Origin of the sequence: Bradyrhizobium sp. WSM1253 (assembly GCF_000244935.1) — a bacterium.
Classification (GTDB): domain Bacteria; phylum Pseudomonadota; class Alphaproteobacteria; order Rhizobiales; family Xanthobacteraceae; genus Bradyrhizobium; species Bradyrhizobium canariense.
The window spans coordinates 5,126,608-5,141,872 of the sequence record NZ_JH600073.1; the positions used below are offsets into that span (position 1 = coordinate 5,126,608).

General features: G+C 64.3%; 16 protein-coding genes. 7 read left to right on the forward strand and 9 right to left on the reverse strand.

Annotated features, from left to right (window positions below; all coding sequences use genetic code 11):
* Nucleotides 1–188 precede the first annotated feature (188 nt).
* The 3 genes from BRA1253DRAFT_RS25615 to BRA1253DRAFT_RS25625 all read left to right on the forward strand — a co-directional run bounded on the left by BRA1253DRAFT_RS25615 (nt 189) and on the right by BRA1253DRAFT_RS25625 (nt 3,344).
* Nucleotides 189–1,367, forward strand: a complete 1,179-nt coding sequence (locus tag BRA1253DRAFT_RS25615) for an acetyl-CoA C-acetyltransferase (protein WP_007599150.1) — start codon at nt 189–191, stop codon at nt 1,365–1,367.
* A gap of 240 nt (nt 1,368–1,607) precedes the next feature.
* Nucleotides 1,608–2,333 carry an acetoacetyl-CoA reductase gene (gene phbB / locus BRA1253DRAFT_RS25620; protein WP_007599151.1) on the forward strand — a complete coding sequence of 242 codons (726 nt, stop codon included), beginning with the start codon at nt 1,608–1,610 and terminating at the stop codon, nt 2,331–2,333.
* A gap of 141 nt (nt 2,334–2,474) precedes the next feature.
* Nucleotides 2,475–3,344, forward strand: a complete 870-nt coding sequence (locus tag BRA1253DRAFT_RS25625; protein ID WP_007599152.1) for a DMT family transporter — start codon at nt 2,475–2,477, stop codon at nt 3,342–3,344.
* An 8-nt stretch (nt 3,345–3,352) separates the two neighbouring features.
* Here the strand turns inward: BRA1253DRAFT_RS25625 and BRA1253DRAFT_RS25630 are convergent, their stop codons facing one another.
* The 3 genes from BRA1253DRAFT_RS25630 to gloB form a co-directional block, all read right to left on the reverse strand.
* Nucleotides 3,353–4,036 (reverse strand): flavin reductase family protein, encoded by a 684-nt coding sequence (locus tag BRA1253DRAFT_RS25630; RefSeq protein WP_007599153.1) that lies wholly within the window; start codon nt 4,034–4,036, stop codon nt 3,353–3,355.
* A 75-nt stretch (nt 4,037–4,111) separates the two neighbouring features.
* Nucleotides 4,112–4,534, reverse strand: a complete 423-nt coding sequence (locus tag BRA1253DRAFT_RS25635) for a cupin domain-containing protein (protein ID WP_007599155.1) — start codon at nt 4,532–4,534, stop codon at nt 4,112–4,114.
* 37 nt (nt 4,535–4,571) lie between these two features.
* Nucleotides 4,572–5,339, reverse strand: a complete 768-nt coding sequence (gene gloB / locus BRA1253DRAFT_RS25640) for a hydroxyacylglutathione hydrolase (protein ID WP_007599156.1) — start codon at nt 5,337–5,339, stop codon at nt 4,572–4,574.
* A 109-nt stretch (nt 5,340–5,448) separates the two neighbouring features.
* Here gloB and BRA1253DRAFT_RS25645 point away from each other — a divergent pair, with 109 nt between their 5' ends.
* On the forward strand, nt 5,449–6,195 hold the full coding sequence (locus BRA1253DRAFT_RS25645; protein WP_007599158.1) for a class I SAM-dependent methyltransferase: 747 nt from the start codon (nt 5,449–5,451) through the stop codon (nt 6,193–6,195).
* 72 nt (nt 6,196–6,267) lie between these two features.
* Here BRA1253DRAFT_RS25645 and BRA1253DRAFT_RS25650 read toward each other — a convergent pair whose 3' ends face one another.
* Nucleotides 6,268–7,065, reverse strand: coding sequence for a DUF4167 domain-containing protein (locus BRA1253DRAFT_RS25650; RefSeq protein ID WP_007599159.1), 798 nt, complete (start codon nt 7,063–7,065; stop codon nt 6,268–6,270).
* 462 nt (nt 7,066–7,527) lie between these two features.
* Nucleotides 7,528–8,421, reverse strand: coding sequence for a peptide chain release factor N(5)-glutamine methyltransferase (gene prmC / locus BRA1253DRAFT_RS25655; RefSeq protein ID WP_007599161.1), 894 nt, complete (start codon nt 8,419–8,421; stop codon nt 7,528–7,530).
* 89 nt (nt 8,422–8,510) lie between these two features.
* Here prmC and BRA1253DRAFT_RS25660 point away from each other — a divergent pair, with 89 nt between their 5' ends.
* Nucleotides 8,511–8,930, forward strand: coding sequence for an HIT family protein (locus BRA1253DRAFT_RS25660; RefSeq protein ID WP_007599163.1), 420 nt, complete (start codon nt 8,511–8,513; stop codon nt 8,928–8,930).
* On the opposite strand, the gene BRA1253DRAFT_RS25665 is transcribed toward BRA1253DRAFT_RS25660, so the two are convergent.
* The 4 genes from BRA1253DRAFT_RS25665 to BRA1253DRAFT_RS25680 form a co-directional block, all read right to left on the reverse strand.
* Nucleotides 8,927–9,625 (reverse strand): ABC transporter ATP-binding protein, encoded by a 699-nt coding sequence (locus BRA1253DRAFT_RS25665; protein WP_007599164.1) that lies wholly within the window; start codon nt 9,623–9,625, stop codon nt 8,927–8,929. The genes BRA1253DRAFT_RS25660 and BRA1253DRAFT_RS25665 overlap by 4 nt on opposite strands.
* Nucleotides 9,622–11,469: an ATP-binding cassette domain-containing protein gene (locus BRA1253DRAFT_RS25670; RefSeq protein ID WP_007599167.1), complete on the reverse strand. Its 1,848-nt coding sequence runs from the start codon at nt 11,467–11,469 to the stop codon at nt 9,622–9,624. The genes BRA1253DRAFT_RS25665 and BRA1253DRAFT_RS25670 overlap by 4 nt, the downstream gene beginning before the upstream one ends.
* 11 nt (nt 11,470–11,480) lie before the next feature.
* Entirely contained in the window at nt 11,481–12,356 is an 876-nt protein-coding gene (locus BRA1253DRAFT_RS25675; protein WP_007599169.1) for a branched-chain amino acid ABC transporter permease, read from the reverse strand.
* A gap of 99 nt (nt 12,357–12,455) precedes the next feature.
* Nucleotides 12,456–13,790: a substrate-binding protein gene (locus tag BRA1253DRAFT_RS25680; protein WP_007599170.1), complete on the reverse strand. Its 1,335-nt coding sequence runs from the start codon at nt 13,788–13,790 to the stop codon at nt 12,456–12,458.
* A 251-nt stretch (nt 13,791–14,041) separates the two neighbouring features.
* Here BRA1253DRAFT_RS25680 and BRA1253DRAFT_RS25685 point away from each other — a divergent pair, with 251 nt between their 5' ends.
* Both BRA1253DRAFT_RS25685 and BRA1253DRAFT_RS25690 read left to right on the forward strand, forming a co-directional pair.
* Nucleotides 14,042–14,659, forward strand: coding sequence for a hypothetical protein (locus BRA1253DRAFT_RS25685; protein ID WP_245285964.1), 618 nt, complete (start codon nt 14,042–14,044; stop codon nt 14,657–14,659).
* Nucleotides 14,660–14,772: 113 nt separating this feature from the next.
* A complete protein-coding gene (locus BRA1253DRAFT_RS25690) occupies nt 14,773–15,255 on the forward strand; it encodes a MarR family winged helix-turn-helix transcriptional regulator (protein WP_007599174.1) in 483 nt (160 codons plus the stop codon).
* Nucleotides 15,256–15,265 lie beyond the last annotated feature (10 nt).

Below are 15,265 nucleotides of genomic sequence, written 5' to 3' on the forward strand. Positions count from 1 at the left end.
GCGCCACGGTTAATCGGGCAGCAAAAACGTGCTTGCGAAAGCGCCAAGAACGCTATTTTGAATGCGCTGCGGGATGAATTCGGCCGCCGGCCGATTGACATGCCTCAACGACGTTAACAGGATGCCGTCCGAGACTGGCGAGCCGTTTCCCCAGCCCCCTCTGCCCCCATTCAACCCAGGAGATGCCCATGTCAGACGATGTCGTCATCGTCAGCGCCGCCCGCACCCCGGTCGGAAGCTTCAACGGAGCGTTCGCAACCCTTCCCGCCCATGATCTCGGGGCCATCGCCATCAAGGCCGCGCTGGAGCGCGGCGGCATCGAGCCCGGCCGGGTCTCCGAAGTCATCATGGGCCAGATCCTGACCGCCGCCCAAGGCCAGAACCCGGCTCGCCAGGCTTCGATCAATGCCGGCATTCCGGTCGAGAGCCCGGCCTGGGGCGTCAACCAGCTCTGCGGTTCGGGCCTGCGCACTGTTGCGCTCGGCTATCAGGCGCTGCTCAACGGCGATTCCGAGATCGTGGTGGCCGGCGGCCAGGAATCCATGAGCATGGCTCCGCACGCCCAGTATCTGCGCGGCGGCGTCAAGATGGGCGCGGTCGAATTCATCGACACCATGATCAAGGACGGCCTGTGGGACGCCTTCAACGGCTATCACATGGGCAACACCGCCGAGAACGTCGCGCGGCAGTGGCAGATCACCCGCGCCCAGCAGGACGAGTTCGCGGTCGCCTCGCAGCAGAAGGCCGAGGCCGCGCAGAAGGCCGGTAGATTCAACGACGAAATCGTTCCCGTCACCATCAAGGGACGCAAGGGCGATGTCGTCGTCAGCGCCGACGAATATCCGCGCCATGGCGCAACGGTCGACGCGATGGCGAAGCTCCGTCCCGCCTTCGAGAAGGACGGCACGGTCACCGCGGGTTCGGCCTCCGGCATCAATGACGGCGCCGCCGTCGTGGTGCTGATGACCGCCAAACAGGCCGCCAAGGAAGGCAAGACGCCGCTCGCGCGCATCGTGTCCTGGGCGCAGGCGGGCGTCGATCCGAAGATCATGGGCTCGGGCCCGATCCCGGCCTCGCGCGCCGCGCTGAAGAAGGCCGGCTGGAACGTCGGCGATCTCGACCTGATCGAAGCCAATGAAGCCTTCGCGGCGCAGGCTTGTGCCGTCAACAAGGATCTCGGCTGGGATACCTCGAAGGTCAATGTCAACGGCGGCGCGATCGCGATCGGCCATCCGGTCGGTGCCTCCGGCGCCCGCGTGCTGGTGACGCTGCTCCACGAAATGCAGAAGCGGGATTCGAAGAAGGGCCTCGCCACGCTGTGCATCGGCGGCGGCATGGGCATCGCGATGTGTGTGGCGCGCGACTGAGATAGTTGGTGCGTCATTTGCGCGTGCGTTGCACACGTGACTGAGTGCGTTGCACGCGATTAAAAAAGCAGCGGTTGCAAATCAAATATTCTTCGCAACCGTACAAGCCTCGACTAAAGAGAAACGCCCGGCTCGATGCCGGGCGTTTTGTTCTTGATGTCCGTCAAACCAACCGCATAATCCACCGTTAAAAACGATCACACAGAAACGTCCGAAGAGTCCAAGGGAAGGAAATACGATATGGCACGTGTTGCATTGGTGACGGGTGGTACGCGGGGCATCGGAGCTGCCATCGGCAAGGCGCTGAAGGCGGCCGGCTACAAGGTTGCGGCGAGCTATGCCGGCAACGACGCGGCGGCGGAGAAGTTCAAGGCCGAGACCGGCATCGCCGTCTACAAATGGGACGTCAGCAGTTTCGATGCCTGCGCCGAGGGCGTGAAGAAGGTCGAGGCCGAGGTTGGCCCAATCGACGTGCTCGTCAACAATGCCGGCATTACCAAGGACGGCGCCTTCCACAAGATGAGCCTCGAGCAATGGAACGCCGTGATCGGCACCAATCTCGGCTCGCTGTTCAACATGTCGCGCCAGGTCATCGAGGGCATGCGTGGACGCAAGTTCGGCCGCATCATCAACATCTCCTCGATCAACGGGCAGAAGGGTCAGTTCGGTCAGGTGAACTATTCGGCGGCGAAGGCGGGCGAGATCGGCTTCACCAAGGCGCTGGCGATCGAGAACGCCAAGGGCGGTATCACCGTGAATGCGATCTGCCCCGGCTACATCAACACCGAGATGGTGCAGGCGGTGCCGAAGGACGTGCTGGAAAAGGCCATCTTGCCGCTGATCCCGATCGGCCGTCTCGGTGAGCCCGAGGAAATCGCGCGCGCGGTCGTGTTCCTTGCCGCCGACGAGGCCGGCGCCATCACCGGCTCGACGCTGACCGTCAACGGCGGCCAATACATGGTGTGATGCGCAGGCATCACGTTCGATCATATCGGTAACTTCGGCATGCCCGGGCTTGTCCCGGGCATCCACGGCCTTACAACATCCGTCGCCACGAAAGAACGTGGATGGCCGGGACAAGCCCGCCATGACGAGAGTATGTGGCCGATGACTCCCCGCACTGCGACGCTGATCGGATTGACCGCGATCCTGATGTGGTCGTTACTGTCGGTGATGACGGTGGCGACCGGAAAGATCCCGGCGTTCCAGCTGGCCGCGATGACGTTCGCGATCGGCGGTCTCGTCGGCCTGCTCACCTGGATCGGCCGCGGCTCGGCGGCCAAAAGCCTGCGTCAGCCGCTGGCCGTGTGGATCGTCGGTGTCGGCGGACTGTTTGGCTATCACGCGCTTTATTTCCTCGCGCTGCGCTTCGCGCCGCCGGCTGAAGCCGGCTTGCTGAATTATCTGTGGCCGCTTCTGATCGTGCTGTTCTCGTCGTTTCTGCCGGGCGAGCGGCTGGCCGTGCATCACGTCGTCGGCGCCGTGCTCGGTCTCGTCGGCACCGTGCTGCTGTTCGCCGGGAACACCTCGGGCTTCACGCAGGGACAATTGCCGGGTCTGGCCGCGGCCTTCATCGCAGCCTTCGTGTGGGCGATCTATTCGGTGTTGTCGCGGCGATTGAAGGCGGTGCCGACCGATGCGGTCGCGGGATTCTGCCTCGCCACGGCGTTGCTTGCCGCGCTGATGCATGGCCTGCTTGAAGCCACGGTATGGCCGGACACGACGCTGCAATGGCTCTCCGTCATCGCGCTCGGCATCGGTCCGGTCGGTGCTGCGTTCTACGCCTGGGACATCGGCATGAAGCGCGGCGACATCCGCGTGCTCGGCGCCGCATCCTACGCGACGCCGCTACTCTCGACTGGCTTCCTCATCGCCGCTGGCTTTGCGAAGGCGAGCGCCAACATCGCCATCGCCGCGATCCTGATCGCCGGCGGCGGCTTGATCGCGGCCAAGGACATGGTGTCGAGGAAACGGTGAGGGCGCCGCTAAAGCGCCGGCTGCCAACCCGGCGGCCGATACATCGCCTCCGGAATCTGTCCGAGTTCGGAGCGCTGCAAGCGTTGCGGCGTCAGGCCGTAGAATTCCTGAAAACTGAGAATCAGCGGCCGCCATTTGTCCGGATCGATGCGGTTGCTTGCACCGTCCATCATGATGTTGGGATGCGCATGCACGCGGGTGATGCGGACCTCGATCGCAGCGAGATTGCCGCGCCAAACCGCGTCGTCTTGTGCCATCTCATGGACATGGGCGACCTTGGCTTCCATCTGCACGGGACACTCGGCCGCACGCGGTGCGGCGACTGTTTCGCCCGGCAGCACGGTTAGTCCGCCACGACCGAACTTGTCCTTCTCGTGCCGATAGCCGCGATAGAGTTTGCCGGGCGGCACCGGATCCGATCCTGTGGTCCGTGCGAGGCGATCGACCACGGCGACGAGATCGGCGGACGGCAGATTGAGCACGCATTCGCCGGTGCGAATCATGTTCTCGGTGGTCTTGGAATTCCGGGCCAGTCCCAGCATGCAGCGCCACCCGACCCACCATGCCGACGACATCGGCGCGAGATTGGAAGTGCCGTCTTCATTGGTTGAGCCGATGAGGACGACGGGCGTGCCGAAATACAAAATGGCCGGGTCGATCTGGACGGCGGTGGGGCCGAGTGTTCCGTGCATCGTGCGCTCCTGTTCGCTGGAAGCGCTGTCCTAAGGCGTGACGCGAACCGAACCCACCCGATTCCAGATTAAGATTCAGGGCTCCCATCCCTTCGGCGCGAGCTCGAATTTTGCGAACTCGAAGGCCGGCGCCACGGTGCAGCCGACCAGGGTCCACTCGCCGGTGGTCTCCGCCGTCTGCCACGCATCCGCCGGCACGATCGCCTGTGGCCGCTCGCCGTTCAACAGGTCCGTACCGAGCCGTACCTCGTGCTGGGAGCAGCCGTCATGGGCGATACGCAGCGTCAGCGGGCTGCCGGCGTAATAGTGCCAGCTTTCGACAGCATCGATGCGATGCCAGTGCGAACGCTCGCCGCGCGCCAGCAGGAAATAGATCAGGGTCGAACGTGACCGGCCGTTGGCGTCCGTGGTCTGGTCGCGAAACGTCTCGCGGTAATGCCCGCCCTCGGGATGCGGGCGGAGTTCGAGGCGCGCGATGATCTCGGCTGCGGTCGGCATCGATTCCCGTCAGGGTTTGATCGTCAGGATTTGTTCTTCAAGATTTATTCTTGCGCTCGCGCAGCTCGCCGAACACCGCGGTGGCATCCGCGCCCTTCATGTGCAGCCTGGCTGCGACCGATGGTTCGTCGGCGCGCAGGAACACGTTTGTGCGCTTCTCGTCACCAAGTAGCGAGGGAATGGTCGGCTTGTTCTCGGCCCGCAGCTTCGCCACCTCCGCCGCGCGCGCCTGCAGCGCCGCATTGTCGGGATCGACGGTCAGCGCGAACTTGACGTTGGAAGCCGTGTATTCATGGCCGCAATAGAGCTTGAAGTCGTCGGGCAGGGCGCGCAGCTTCAGAAGCGAATCCCACATCATCGGATAGGTGCCCTCGAACACGCGGCCGCAGCCGATCGAGAACAGCGTGTCGGCGGCGAACAGCGCTTTCTCGGTGTCGAACACGTAGGAGATGTGGTCGAGCGTGTGGCCCGGCGTCTCCAATACGCGCCCCAGCAAGCTGCCGACCTTGACGATTTCGGCATTGGCGACGCGCAGGTCGACGTCTGCGATTTTGGTCGTCTTGTCATGCGGCGCGACGACGCGGCAATTGTATTTCTGCTTGAGTTCGGCGACCCCGCCGACATGATCGCCATGATGATGGGTGATCAGGATATCGGTGAGCTGCCAACCCTCGCGCTCGAGCGCCCTCACGATGGGGCCGGCCTCCGGCGCGTCGATCGACGCCGTCGCCTTGGTTTCCACATCATGGATCAGATAACCGAAATTGTCGTTTAAACAGGTGAAAGTACGAATTTCGGCGGCCATGTCATCTCCGATCGCGCTCAGCTCCGTCAGACAAATATGGCGTTAACGTTGCGCAGGCAATGCAATATTCCGCGCGCGGGGGCCACCTCGTGCATGTTACATTGCGATCATGACCATTGATGTCGTCGACCTCCGCGAGTTCTACTCCCGTCGCCTCGGGATTGTGGCGCGGCAAATGATCAATCGCGGCATTCGGGAGCGCTGGCCGCGCGTCGACGGCCAGCGGGTGCTCGGCTTCGGCTATCCCACGCCCTATCTCGGGTTGTTCCGCGAGGATGCGGAGCGCTGCATCGCCTTCATGCCGTCGGCCCAGGGCGTCCTGAAATGGCCGACGGGACGGCCGGCGCTCGCCTCGCTGGTGGATGAGTTCTCGCTGCCGCTTCCCGACGCCGCGGTGGATCGCATCCTGCTGGTCCACGCACTGGAAATGTCGGACGATCCGGCCGCGCTGCTGCGCGAGGCGTGGCGCGTGCTGTCGCCGTCCGGTCGTGTGATTGCGGTCATCCCGAACCGGCGCGGGGTCTGGACCCGCACCGACAGCACGCCGTTCGGTCACGGTCGGCCCTATTCGCGCTCGCAGATCACCGACCTGTTGCGCCAGACCTGGTTCACGCCGACCGCCTGGGGCGAGGCGCTGTTCATGCCGCCTTATGCCGGCGGCTGGGTGCTGAAATCCGCACAGATGTGGGAGCGGGCCGGCGCGGCGCTGTCGCTGCCTTTCGCCGGCGTGCACATCGTCGAGGCGACCAAGCAGGTCTACCGCGCGATCCCCGCCAAGCGCGAGCGGGCGCGACTGATTCCCTCGCTGGCGAAGCCGGTGCTGGTGCCGTCCTCGACGACGGCGACGCGCGGCTAAAAACAATCGTCCCGGACATGCCGGGACGATTCAGGTCAGGGTATCTGGCGCAAGATAACGTGTGAATGCGGCTTACTCGCCGGGAGCCACTTCGTCGCTCGAGGCGGCCGGAGCGGCTTCGCGCTCGGGGCGCGGGCCATTCGGGCGGCGGCGCCGCCGCGGAAAGCGCTCGCCACCACCACCACCCTCGAACCCGGCCTGACCGGGCGCGCCACCGCTCACCTGCGGCTGCGGGCCGGTGATGAAGGAGGGCAGACGATCGACGCTGACGGCGTCGGCGACGACGGGCTGGGGCTGGTTCAGCGGCAGCGGTTGCGGCTGTGGCTGATATTGCGGCTGCGGACGATGGTCGCGTTCGCGATGCTCGCGCGGCTGCTGGTTGTCGCGCTGATAGTGGTTGTCGCGGGGCTGATGATCACGCGGTTGATGATCGCGCTGGCCGTCGCGGTCGCGTGTGAAGGGCTGCGGTGGCGGCTGCGGGACAAAACCCGGCTCCTGGCCGAAGTTCGAGAAATTCTCGCCGTCGTCCTCGCCGTCGTCGCCGCTGCTGTTGCTGATGGGCTCGTCGCCGCGCGGCTGCTGGTTCTGCCGGAACTGCTCCTGAGCCGTCGCGATCAGGCGAAAATAATGCTCGGCATGCTGGTAGTAGTTCTCGGCCGCAACGGGGTCTCCGGAGGAGCGCGCGTCGCGCGCAAGCTGGAGATACTTTTCAGCAATATGCGAAGCCGTGCCGCGGATCTTGATGTCGGGTCCGTTGGACTCGTAGACCCGGGTCATCGGGTTCTGGCCGCGCCGGTTATTATTGTTGTTATTGTTATTATTATTGTTGTTGCGGTTGCGCATCCGCTGCTTGTTCTGACCGTTTCTCATGTCCTGCCTTTAATTCCAGCCCTAAAGGTTGCACGCATTACTGATTGCCGAGAGTGACCTGATGACAGCGGTTCACATCGCTTGCGCGCAACCGCACGCAAGAGCGGATTGATCCCTGCCGATGTTCGTCGACCGTCGCGTTCAACAAAAGACGCGTTCCCCACCGCCAGCATCCATCGCCAGCGAACCCATTCATATCGCCTGCCGAAACAAGCCCTGCTTTGTTGCGTAAGTCTTCAAGCGCAATATCAGGCTTTCGTTCACGTTGCGGTCGGTAAGCAGCGCAGCTCAAATGGCCATCGCGCTCAACAGGACCTGCGGCTTGGAACCATTATCAGTAAGCTCTCGCTCGAGAGCCCGGCTTTCGCCCGTAGGTCTACGGGGCCGGCACCGATGTGTTGATCGGAAGGTAGTCGTTCCCAAGGGATATTCCAAGAGGTTTTTTGCAGCCCAATCCGGCTTTTATGGGGGCATTTTCCGGGCCGAAACCGCCCGGGGAATGCCCGCCAAATCGGCCTTGGGCGGCCTGTCCACGACTAACGCGGCAGCCGTCATCAAGGTTTCAATATTTCGGGCCTGGCCCTGTCCGGCCTCGACGATCAGTGCCCCGCCGGGGGCGAGACGTTCGCTCGCCTGCGGGATCAGGGCGCGATAGGCGTCGTAACCGTCATTGCCGCCGTCGAGCGCCAGATGCGGATCGTGCTCGCGCACCTCGATGCTCAGTTTCGGAATTTCCGCCGACGGGATGTAGGGCGGGTTCGACACGACGAGGTCGAACGGGCCGCGGAGCGCCGCTGCGTAGGAGCAGGCGACGAAGCTGGCGCGGTCGCCGAGGCCCAGAGCTGCGGCGTTGTCTCTTGCGGTCTTGAGCGCGGTCAGACTGAGATCGGTGCCGACCCCGAAGGCGCCGGGAATTTCGTGCAGCAGCGCGAGCAGGATGGCGCCGGATCCGGTGCCGATATCGGCGATGCGCATCTGATGGGAGGCTTGCCGCTCGCGAAAGATTTCGAGTGCCAGCTCGACGACGGTCTCGGTGTCCGGCCGCGGCACCAGGGTGGCCTCGGACAGCTGGAACGGCAGGCCCCAGAATTCCCGGGCGCCAAGAATGCGGGCGACCGGCTCATGCGCGAGCCGGCGTTGCGCATATGCTTCCAGCCGCGCAGCCTCTTCAGGTGCGAGTTGCCGGGCCGCCTGCGTCACCATGCCGGTCAGATCAAGCCTCAGCGCAGCCCCGACGAGCAGGCGCGCATCGAGGGCGGGCTGCTCGATGCCGGCCGATTGCAGCCGTGCCGTAAGCGCGCGCCGCGCACTCTCGATGCTATGTCCGGGATCGAAATCTGTCGCCAATGGAACCATCCTGCCTGGCATCGTGGATAGATCGGCTGGCTTGCTTGCGTCAACGGAAAGGAGCGCGTCAGATCCCGCCTCGCAATGAAGAAGGGTCCATGACGCCCTACGACGATCAGAACGTCTTCGCAAAGATCCTGCGCGGCGAGGTCCCCTGCTTCGAGGTTTTCCGGGACGACCACAGCCTCGCCTTCCTCGATATCATGCCGCGTTCGCCCGGGCACACGCTGGTCGTTCCCCGGGCGCCGGCCCGCGGCATCCTCGACATCGCGGATGACGACCTCGCCGCGGTCGCCCGAACCGCCAAGCGAATCGCGATTGCCGCGATGAAGGCGTTCGACGCCGAGGGCATCATCCTTCAGCAGTTCAGCGAGCCCGCCAGCGGCCAAGTGGTCTTTCACCTGCACATGCACGTCATGCCTGTCAGGGCCGGAATCGAGCTGCTGCCAGCGCAGACGCACAAGGAGGACACGACGGTGCTCGCCACTCACGCCAGGCGAATGATCGCCGCTCTCTAGACGCCGAGATAGCGCTGGAGCAGCTCCGGCTGGGCCTTGAGCTCCCGCGCCGGCCCCTCGTGCACGATATGTCCGTTGTTGATGATGTAGATCCGCGTCGCCAGCGCCAGCGTCGCCGCCAAATTCTGCTCGACCAGCACGATGGTCTGGCCGGCGGCCGCGAGCTCGCGGCAGGCCTTGACGAGATCGTGGACGATGACGGGTGCAAGCCCCTCGAACGGCTCGTCCAGCAGCACGATCTTGGGATCGCGCACCAGCGCCCGCGCGATAGCGAGCATCTGCTGTTCGCCGCCGGACAGCTCGGTGCCGCGGTTGCTGCGCCGCTCCTTTAGCCGCGGAAACATCTCGTAAATGCGGTCGAGCGGCCAGCGTTTCGGCGCAGTGATGCCGGCGAGCAGGATATTCTCTTCCACCGACAGGCTGCCGAAGATGCGGCGTTCCTCGTGCACGAGCTGCATGCCGGCCTGGGCGATTCTGTGGCTCTTTCGCCCGGCGATATCAATGCCGTCGAACTTCACGCTGCCGCTACGCGGCGTCAGGACGCCCATCAGGCTCTTCAGCGTCGTGCTCTTGCCGGCGCCGTTGCGGCCGAGCAGCGCCACCACCTCATGACGCTCGACCCGCATGGCGACGTCGAACAGGATGTGGGAGTCCCCGTAATAGCTGTTCAGGCCGTTGACCTCGATCAGGCTCATGCGGCGATCTCTCCGTGAACTCCGCCGAGATAGGCTTCCTGCACGGCAGCGTTGGCCTTGATTTCCTCCGGCGTGCCGTCAAGTAGCACCTTGCCTTCCTGGAGCACTGTCACGCGCTCGACCAGCTCGAACAGCGAATCCATGTCGTGGTCGATGATGATCATGGTGCGCCCGCGCGCGATCGATTTGAGCAGCTTGACGGTCTCGACGCGCTCGCGTGGGCTCATGCCCGCAAGCGGTTCGTCGAGCAGCAGCAGGCGCGGCGAGGTGGCGAGCGCGAGTCCGATTTCCAGTCTGCGCTTCTCGCCATAGGCGAGCTCGGATACCGGCGTATCGGCACGGCGGCTCAAATTGACGAGGGCAAGCGTGTGCTCCACCTGCTCGGTCAGGCCCTTGACGCTGGAGAGCTTGCGGAACAGGTCGAGCCGGAATTTTCCACGCAGCTCGGCCAGCGCGGCGATCGTCAGGTTCTGCCGCACCGTCAACCCGGTGAAGAGCTGGTTGACCTGGTAGCTCTTGGTGAGGCCGAGCTGGCAGACCTCGGTGATCTTTAATCCCGTGATGTCGCGCCCCTCGAACACGATCTGGCCGGAGCTCGGCGCGATCTCGCAGGTCAGCATTTTGAAGAAGGTCGATTTGCCGGCGCCGTTGGGGCCGATAATCCCGCGCAGCTCGCCCTGATTGACGCTGAAATCGATGTCGCTGTTGGCGACGAGGCCGCCATAGCGTTTGGTCAGGCCGGTGGCCTTCAGGATCGGCCCGGAATAGGCGGGATGCTCGACTTCCTTGGCCTGCATCGGAGCCGGTGGGGGTTGCAGCGCGGCCGCTGCGTCAGCGGCCTCCTGGTCCATCTCCGCGTCCGTCTGCTTTCGCTTTCCCGAGACGAGGCGGTAGAGATCGGCAAGACCGCCGATGATGCCGCCGCGCAGGAAGCAGACCAGCAGCACGAACACGACGCCGAGCACCAGCTTCCAGGCCGCGCCGAGGCCGAGCGCCGACTGGAGGAAGTCCTGAAGGAAGAGCCAAACGGTTGCGCCGACCAGCGGTCCGAACAACGTTCCCCTGCCGCCGATGGCCGTCTGCATCACGAGCTGGCCCGAGGTGTCGAAGGTGAAGGCGTCGGGCGGCATGAAAGCCTGGAGCACGCCGAGCAGGCCGCCGGCGAAGCCCGCATAAGCGGCTGCGATCACGAAGGCGGTCAGCTTGTAGCCATGGATGTTGTGGCCGACGGCCGTGGCGCGCAGCGGATTGTCGCGGATCGCACTCAGAATCGCGCCGACCGGCGAGCGCACGATCCTGAGGGCGATGACGACGCCGACGAAGTAGCACAGCGCGATGAACTGATAGAGCGACCAGCCATTGGTGAAGTGGATGGAGGTGAAGCCGAGATCGAAGCTCGGCGTCGGCACGCCGGGCAGGCCGTTTTCGCCGCCGGTGAAATCGGAAAGCGGATTGAACTCGACGAAGAAGAACACTTCCGCGATCGCCACGGTGATCATCGCGAAGTAGATGCCGGTGCGGCGCAACGCGATCAGGCCGATCAGATAGCCGGTCGCGGCGGCCGCGATCATGCCGATGACCAGCGCACCCAGCACGTTGCCGAAGCCCGCGCGCGTCAGCAGGTAGGCGGCGACGAAGCCGCCGGTGCCGTAGAAGGCGGACTGGCCGAACGAGAGCAGGCCGGTGAAACCGAACAGGATGTCGAAGCCGAGCCCGAACAGGCCCCAGACCAGGATCCTGTTCACGGTGTTCGGCGCGAAGCCGAGATGAGGCAGCACGAAGGGGGCTGCGATCAGGCCGATCGCAGTCAGGGCTTCGATCAGAAACGGGCGTTGCTTGAGCATCAGGTGATCGCTTACTCGCGGCCCTGGACGCCGAGCAGGCCATGCGGTCGTACCACGAGTACGAGCGTCATCGCCGCAAACAGCATCACATAGGCGTAGCCGGGGTTGAACATGGAGGTGACGCTGATGATCTCGCCGGCGATCAGGCCGCCGAGAATCGCGCCGGGGAACGAGCCGACGCCGCCGATCACGACCACCACGAAGGTCTGGACCAGGATGTCGTCACCGATGCCCGGTGTCAGCGACACCACCGGCGCGTTGACGATGCCGGCAAAGCCGGCGGCCATCGCGCCGATGCCGAACACCACCATGAAGACGCGGTAGACGTTGATGCCGAGCGAATCGACCATCACCGAATCCTCGATGCCGGCGCGCACAATCATGCCCAGCCGGGTCCGGTAGAGGACGATGAACAGTGCGCCGAGCGCGACCGCGACGATGCCGACGACGGCCAGGCGGTAGGTCGGATAGAACATGAAGCCGAGATTGGTGATGCCCTGGAATAGCGCCGGCGGCGGCACCAGCTGCGACTGGCTCGAGAAGATCAGGCGCACGAGCTCGACGAAACAGATGCCGAGCCCGAAGGTCACGAGCAGCTGATCCTCGTGCGGACGATGATAGAAATGGCGGATGATGACGCGTTCCATGAGAACGCCGAGCAGCATCACGAACAGCGAGCCCGCGATCACCGCAAGGATGAACGATTCCGTGTACTGATAAGCGACGAAGCCGGCATAGCCGCCGATCATGAACATCGCGCCGTGCGCGAGGTTGAGCACGCCGAGCGTGCCGTAAATGATGGTCAGGCCGGAGCTGATCAGCGCGAGCAGAGCGCCGAGCGCGAGCCCGTTGAAAAGCTGTGAAACGAGGTTGGGCCAACTTATCATGCGACAATCGCTGTTGTGGCGCGCGAGGGTGCGCGTCCAAAAAGGGTGACGCCGCAGGACCGGAGTGCAGTCCGCGGCGTCACAGGAATTAGCGAGGTCTCAGCTGTAGTCGCCGAGATGGCAGCCGAAGGCGTCGGGCTTCTGCATCAGGCCCTCACCGGGGACAATCTCGACGACATCGTACCAGTCTTCCTTGTTCTTCATGTCCTTTTGCTGCTTGCCCTTGACGATGATCACCGGGCGAACGCACTGATGGTCCTCGGGACGGTAATGCACGTCGCCGACGAGAGAGGGGATCGTCTCGCCTTTCTCGTAGGCCTTGATCACGTCGGGCGGACTGAAGCTGCCGGCCTGCTCGCACATGTGCGCCCAATGCGCGAAGCTGACATAGGCGTTCTCCGCGCCCCATTCGGGCTTGTAGCCGTACTTCTTCTCGAAGGCTTCGTTGAACATCTTGGCCAGCGGGAATTTGTCTTCGATGGTCCACCAATAGTCGGTGGCGGCGTAGACGCCTTGCATCAGGCCGCCGGTCTCGCGCGCGATGAAAGGCACCTGGTACGGCACGACCAGCTTCATCTTGTCGAGCACGCCGAACTGCTTGGCTTGCTGGGTCGACAGCACGGCGTCGTGACCCCAGTTGACGTTGATGAGCACGTCGGCGCCGGAATTCGCGACGTTCAGCAGGTACGAGGAGTAGTCGGGGGCGCCGAGCGGGGCGACCTGGTTGGTCACGGTGGTCCAGCCGGCCGTCGCGAGGAAGTCCTGCATCGACTTGGTAACCGTGTGGCCGTAGGTGTAGTCGGGCGTCAGATACGCCGCCTTCTTGCCCTTGCCGAACTCGCGTACCATCACCGGGCCGATCGCTGCAGCCGCAGTCTGGCCGTAGAAGTTCTGCCGGAAGCCGTAGCGGACGCAATCCTTGCCAGTGGTGTCGTTCGAGCCGGAAATGCCGCATACGAAAATCACATGTTCGCGCTGGGCGAGCTTGTTCAGCGCCACCGCAACGGCGCTCGACGTGCCGCCGGTGATCATGATCGCCTTGTTCTCGCTGATGAAGCGCTGCTGCGCCTGCACCGCCTCGTTCGGCTTGGCCGCGGAATCGGCGACGCCGAACTTCAGCTCCTTGCCGAGTACGCCCTTGCTGGTCTTGGGCGAGATCTTCTTGATCAGCTCATGGCCTTCATTGATGTGCTCGATCGCGAGCTGGTAGCCCTTGAGCTCGTCTTCACCCTGCACGGCATAGGTGCCGGTGCGCGGCACCGAGATGCCGATGAAGGCGGTGGAGCCCGAAACCCCCGCGGGGTAGGAGCCGATCGCCGGCTTGTCCTCGGCAAACGCCGGCATTCCCGGCAGTACCGCGCCGCCGATGAGGCCCGCGGTGGTCTGAAGCAGGCCACGGCGCGAGAGGCCGCGGCGGACGAGATTGTCAGTCATGATCGTTTCCTCCGAACATCGTTGTTGTTTGCAGGCAAAGCACGACCTGTCCGGCGGCGGCCGGCCTCGAGGGCCTGCCCGCGCCGGGCACGTCACATCCGCGTGTAGCTCCTGGGCGCAAGCATTGCTTGTGAACGCCTTCTGTCAATTTCGTCTTTGGTCGAACGCCGAAAATTATCTCGTGAAAACATATCGTATCACGATATATATTAGCCTTTGTGAGTACGAGGCTGGCGGGTTCGGCGAGAAAAATGGCGCGGCAGACGACAGTGGCGGGTACCCGGAAGCGACGGTCATGGCCGCAAGGTGCGGGGCGGCAGGAGGCGGCGTGGCCGGTGGAAGAGGCGAACGGGCAGCGGGCGACACCGCAATCCGGCGATGCGTCGCGCATGCCGGATCCGCGTAATTGGCCGGCCGGCCGGCGCGGGCCCGCCGTCGGCCCCGCTCAGGCGAAGCGCGCACCCGGTCCGATGCAGAAGCTGAGCGTGCGCGCCCAGAACGTCCTCAAGGAGCTCGCGGTCGAGCTCACTGCCGAGCAGCCGCCGAAGGGGAATTGGTCGCCCTCGCGCGAGTTGCTGCTTGCGCTGACGGCCGAACGCCTCGCGACCGCGCGCAATTGCGGTCCTCACACGATGAGGGAAATCATCGACTGGGCGCAGGGCTGTGGCGTGACGATCAAGCCGGTGATCCCGCCCGGAGGCTCGCTGTCGCAGATGTGGGCGGAGTTGATTGGCAATGCATCCGCGGGTGCCTTGACCAGCGCCGAGATTGCCGGCGCGCTGCAGCGCTCGATCCGGCGGAAAAGCGTCCGCATCCCGATCGCGTTCCAGGTCATCCTGGTGAAGATCCTGCTGTCCAGCTTCGAATAGATCGACGGATAGCTGTGTATCCGGAGTTCCCGCTGGTTGGTCCCGGCGCCGCTGCTTGCTACTTTTGGCTGGGCTGCCCGCGTTGCCGAGTGGCAAGAACGGAGGGGCACGGCATGGTTCAGGCGAAGAAGGCGCAACGGTCGACGGCGGCGATACCTGCGCGGGCTTCACGCCGCCGCACGATGCGCGACTCCGACTATGCTGGGCTGGCGCAGTTCCGCTACCAGATCCGAAGCTTTCTGGCGTTCAGCGAGGCAGCCGCAGCACAGCAGGGATTGACGCCGACGCAACATCAGGCGCTGCTTGGGATCAAGGGCTTCGTGCGTCCGGGTCCCGCGAGCATCGGTGATGTCGCGCGGTTTCTGCTGATCCGGCATCACTCCGCCGTGGAACTGATCAACCGCCTCGCGAAGCTTGGGCTGGTCAGCCGCATTGCCGACCCTGAAGACGCCAGACGCGTTCATCTCAAGCTGACGAAAAAGGGTGAGCAGAAGCTCCAGGCGCTCTCGCGCAAGAACCTCGAGGAGCTCCGCCGCGCCGCGAGCCCGGCATTGAGCCGGCTCCTGAAGTCGTTCCGCGCCTCCAGCGGGGCTTGACGCGACGTCA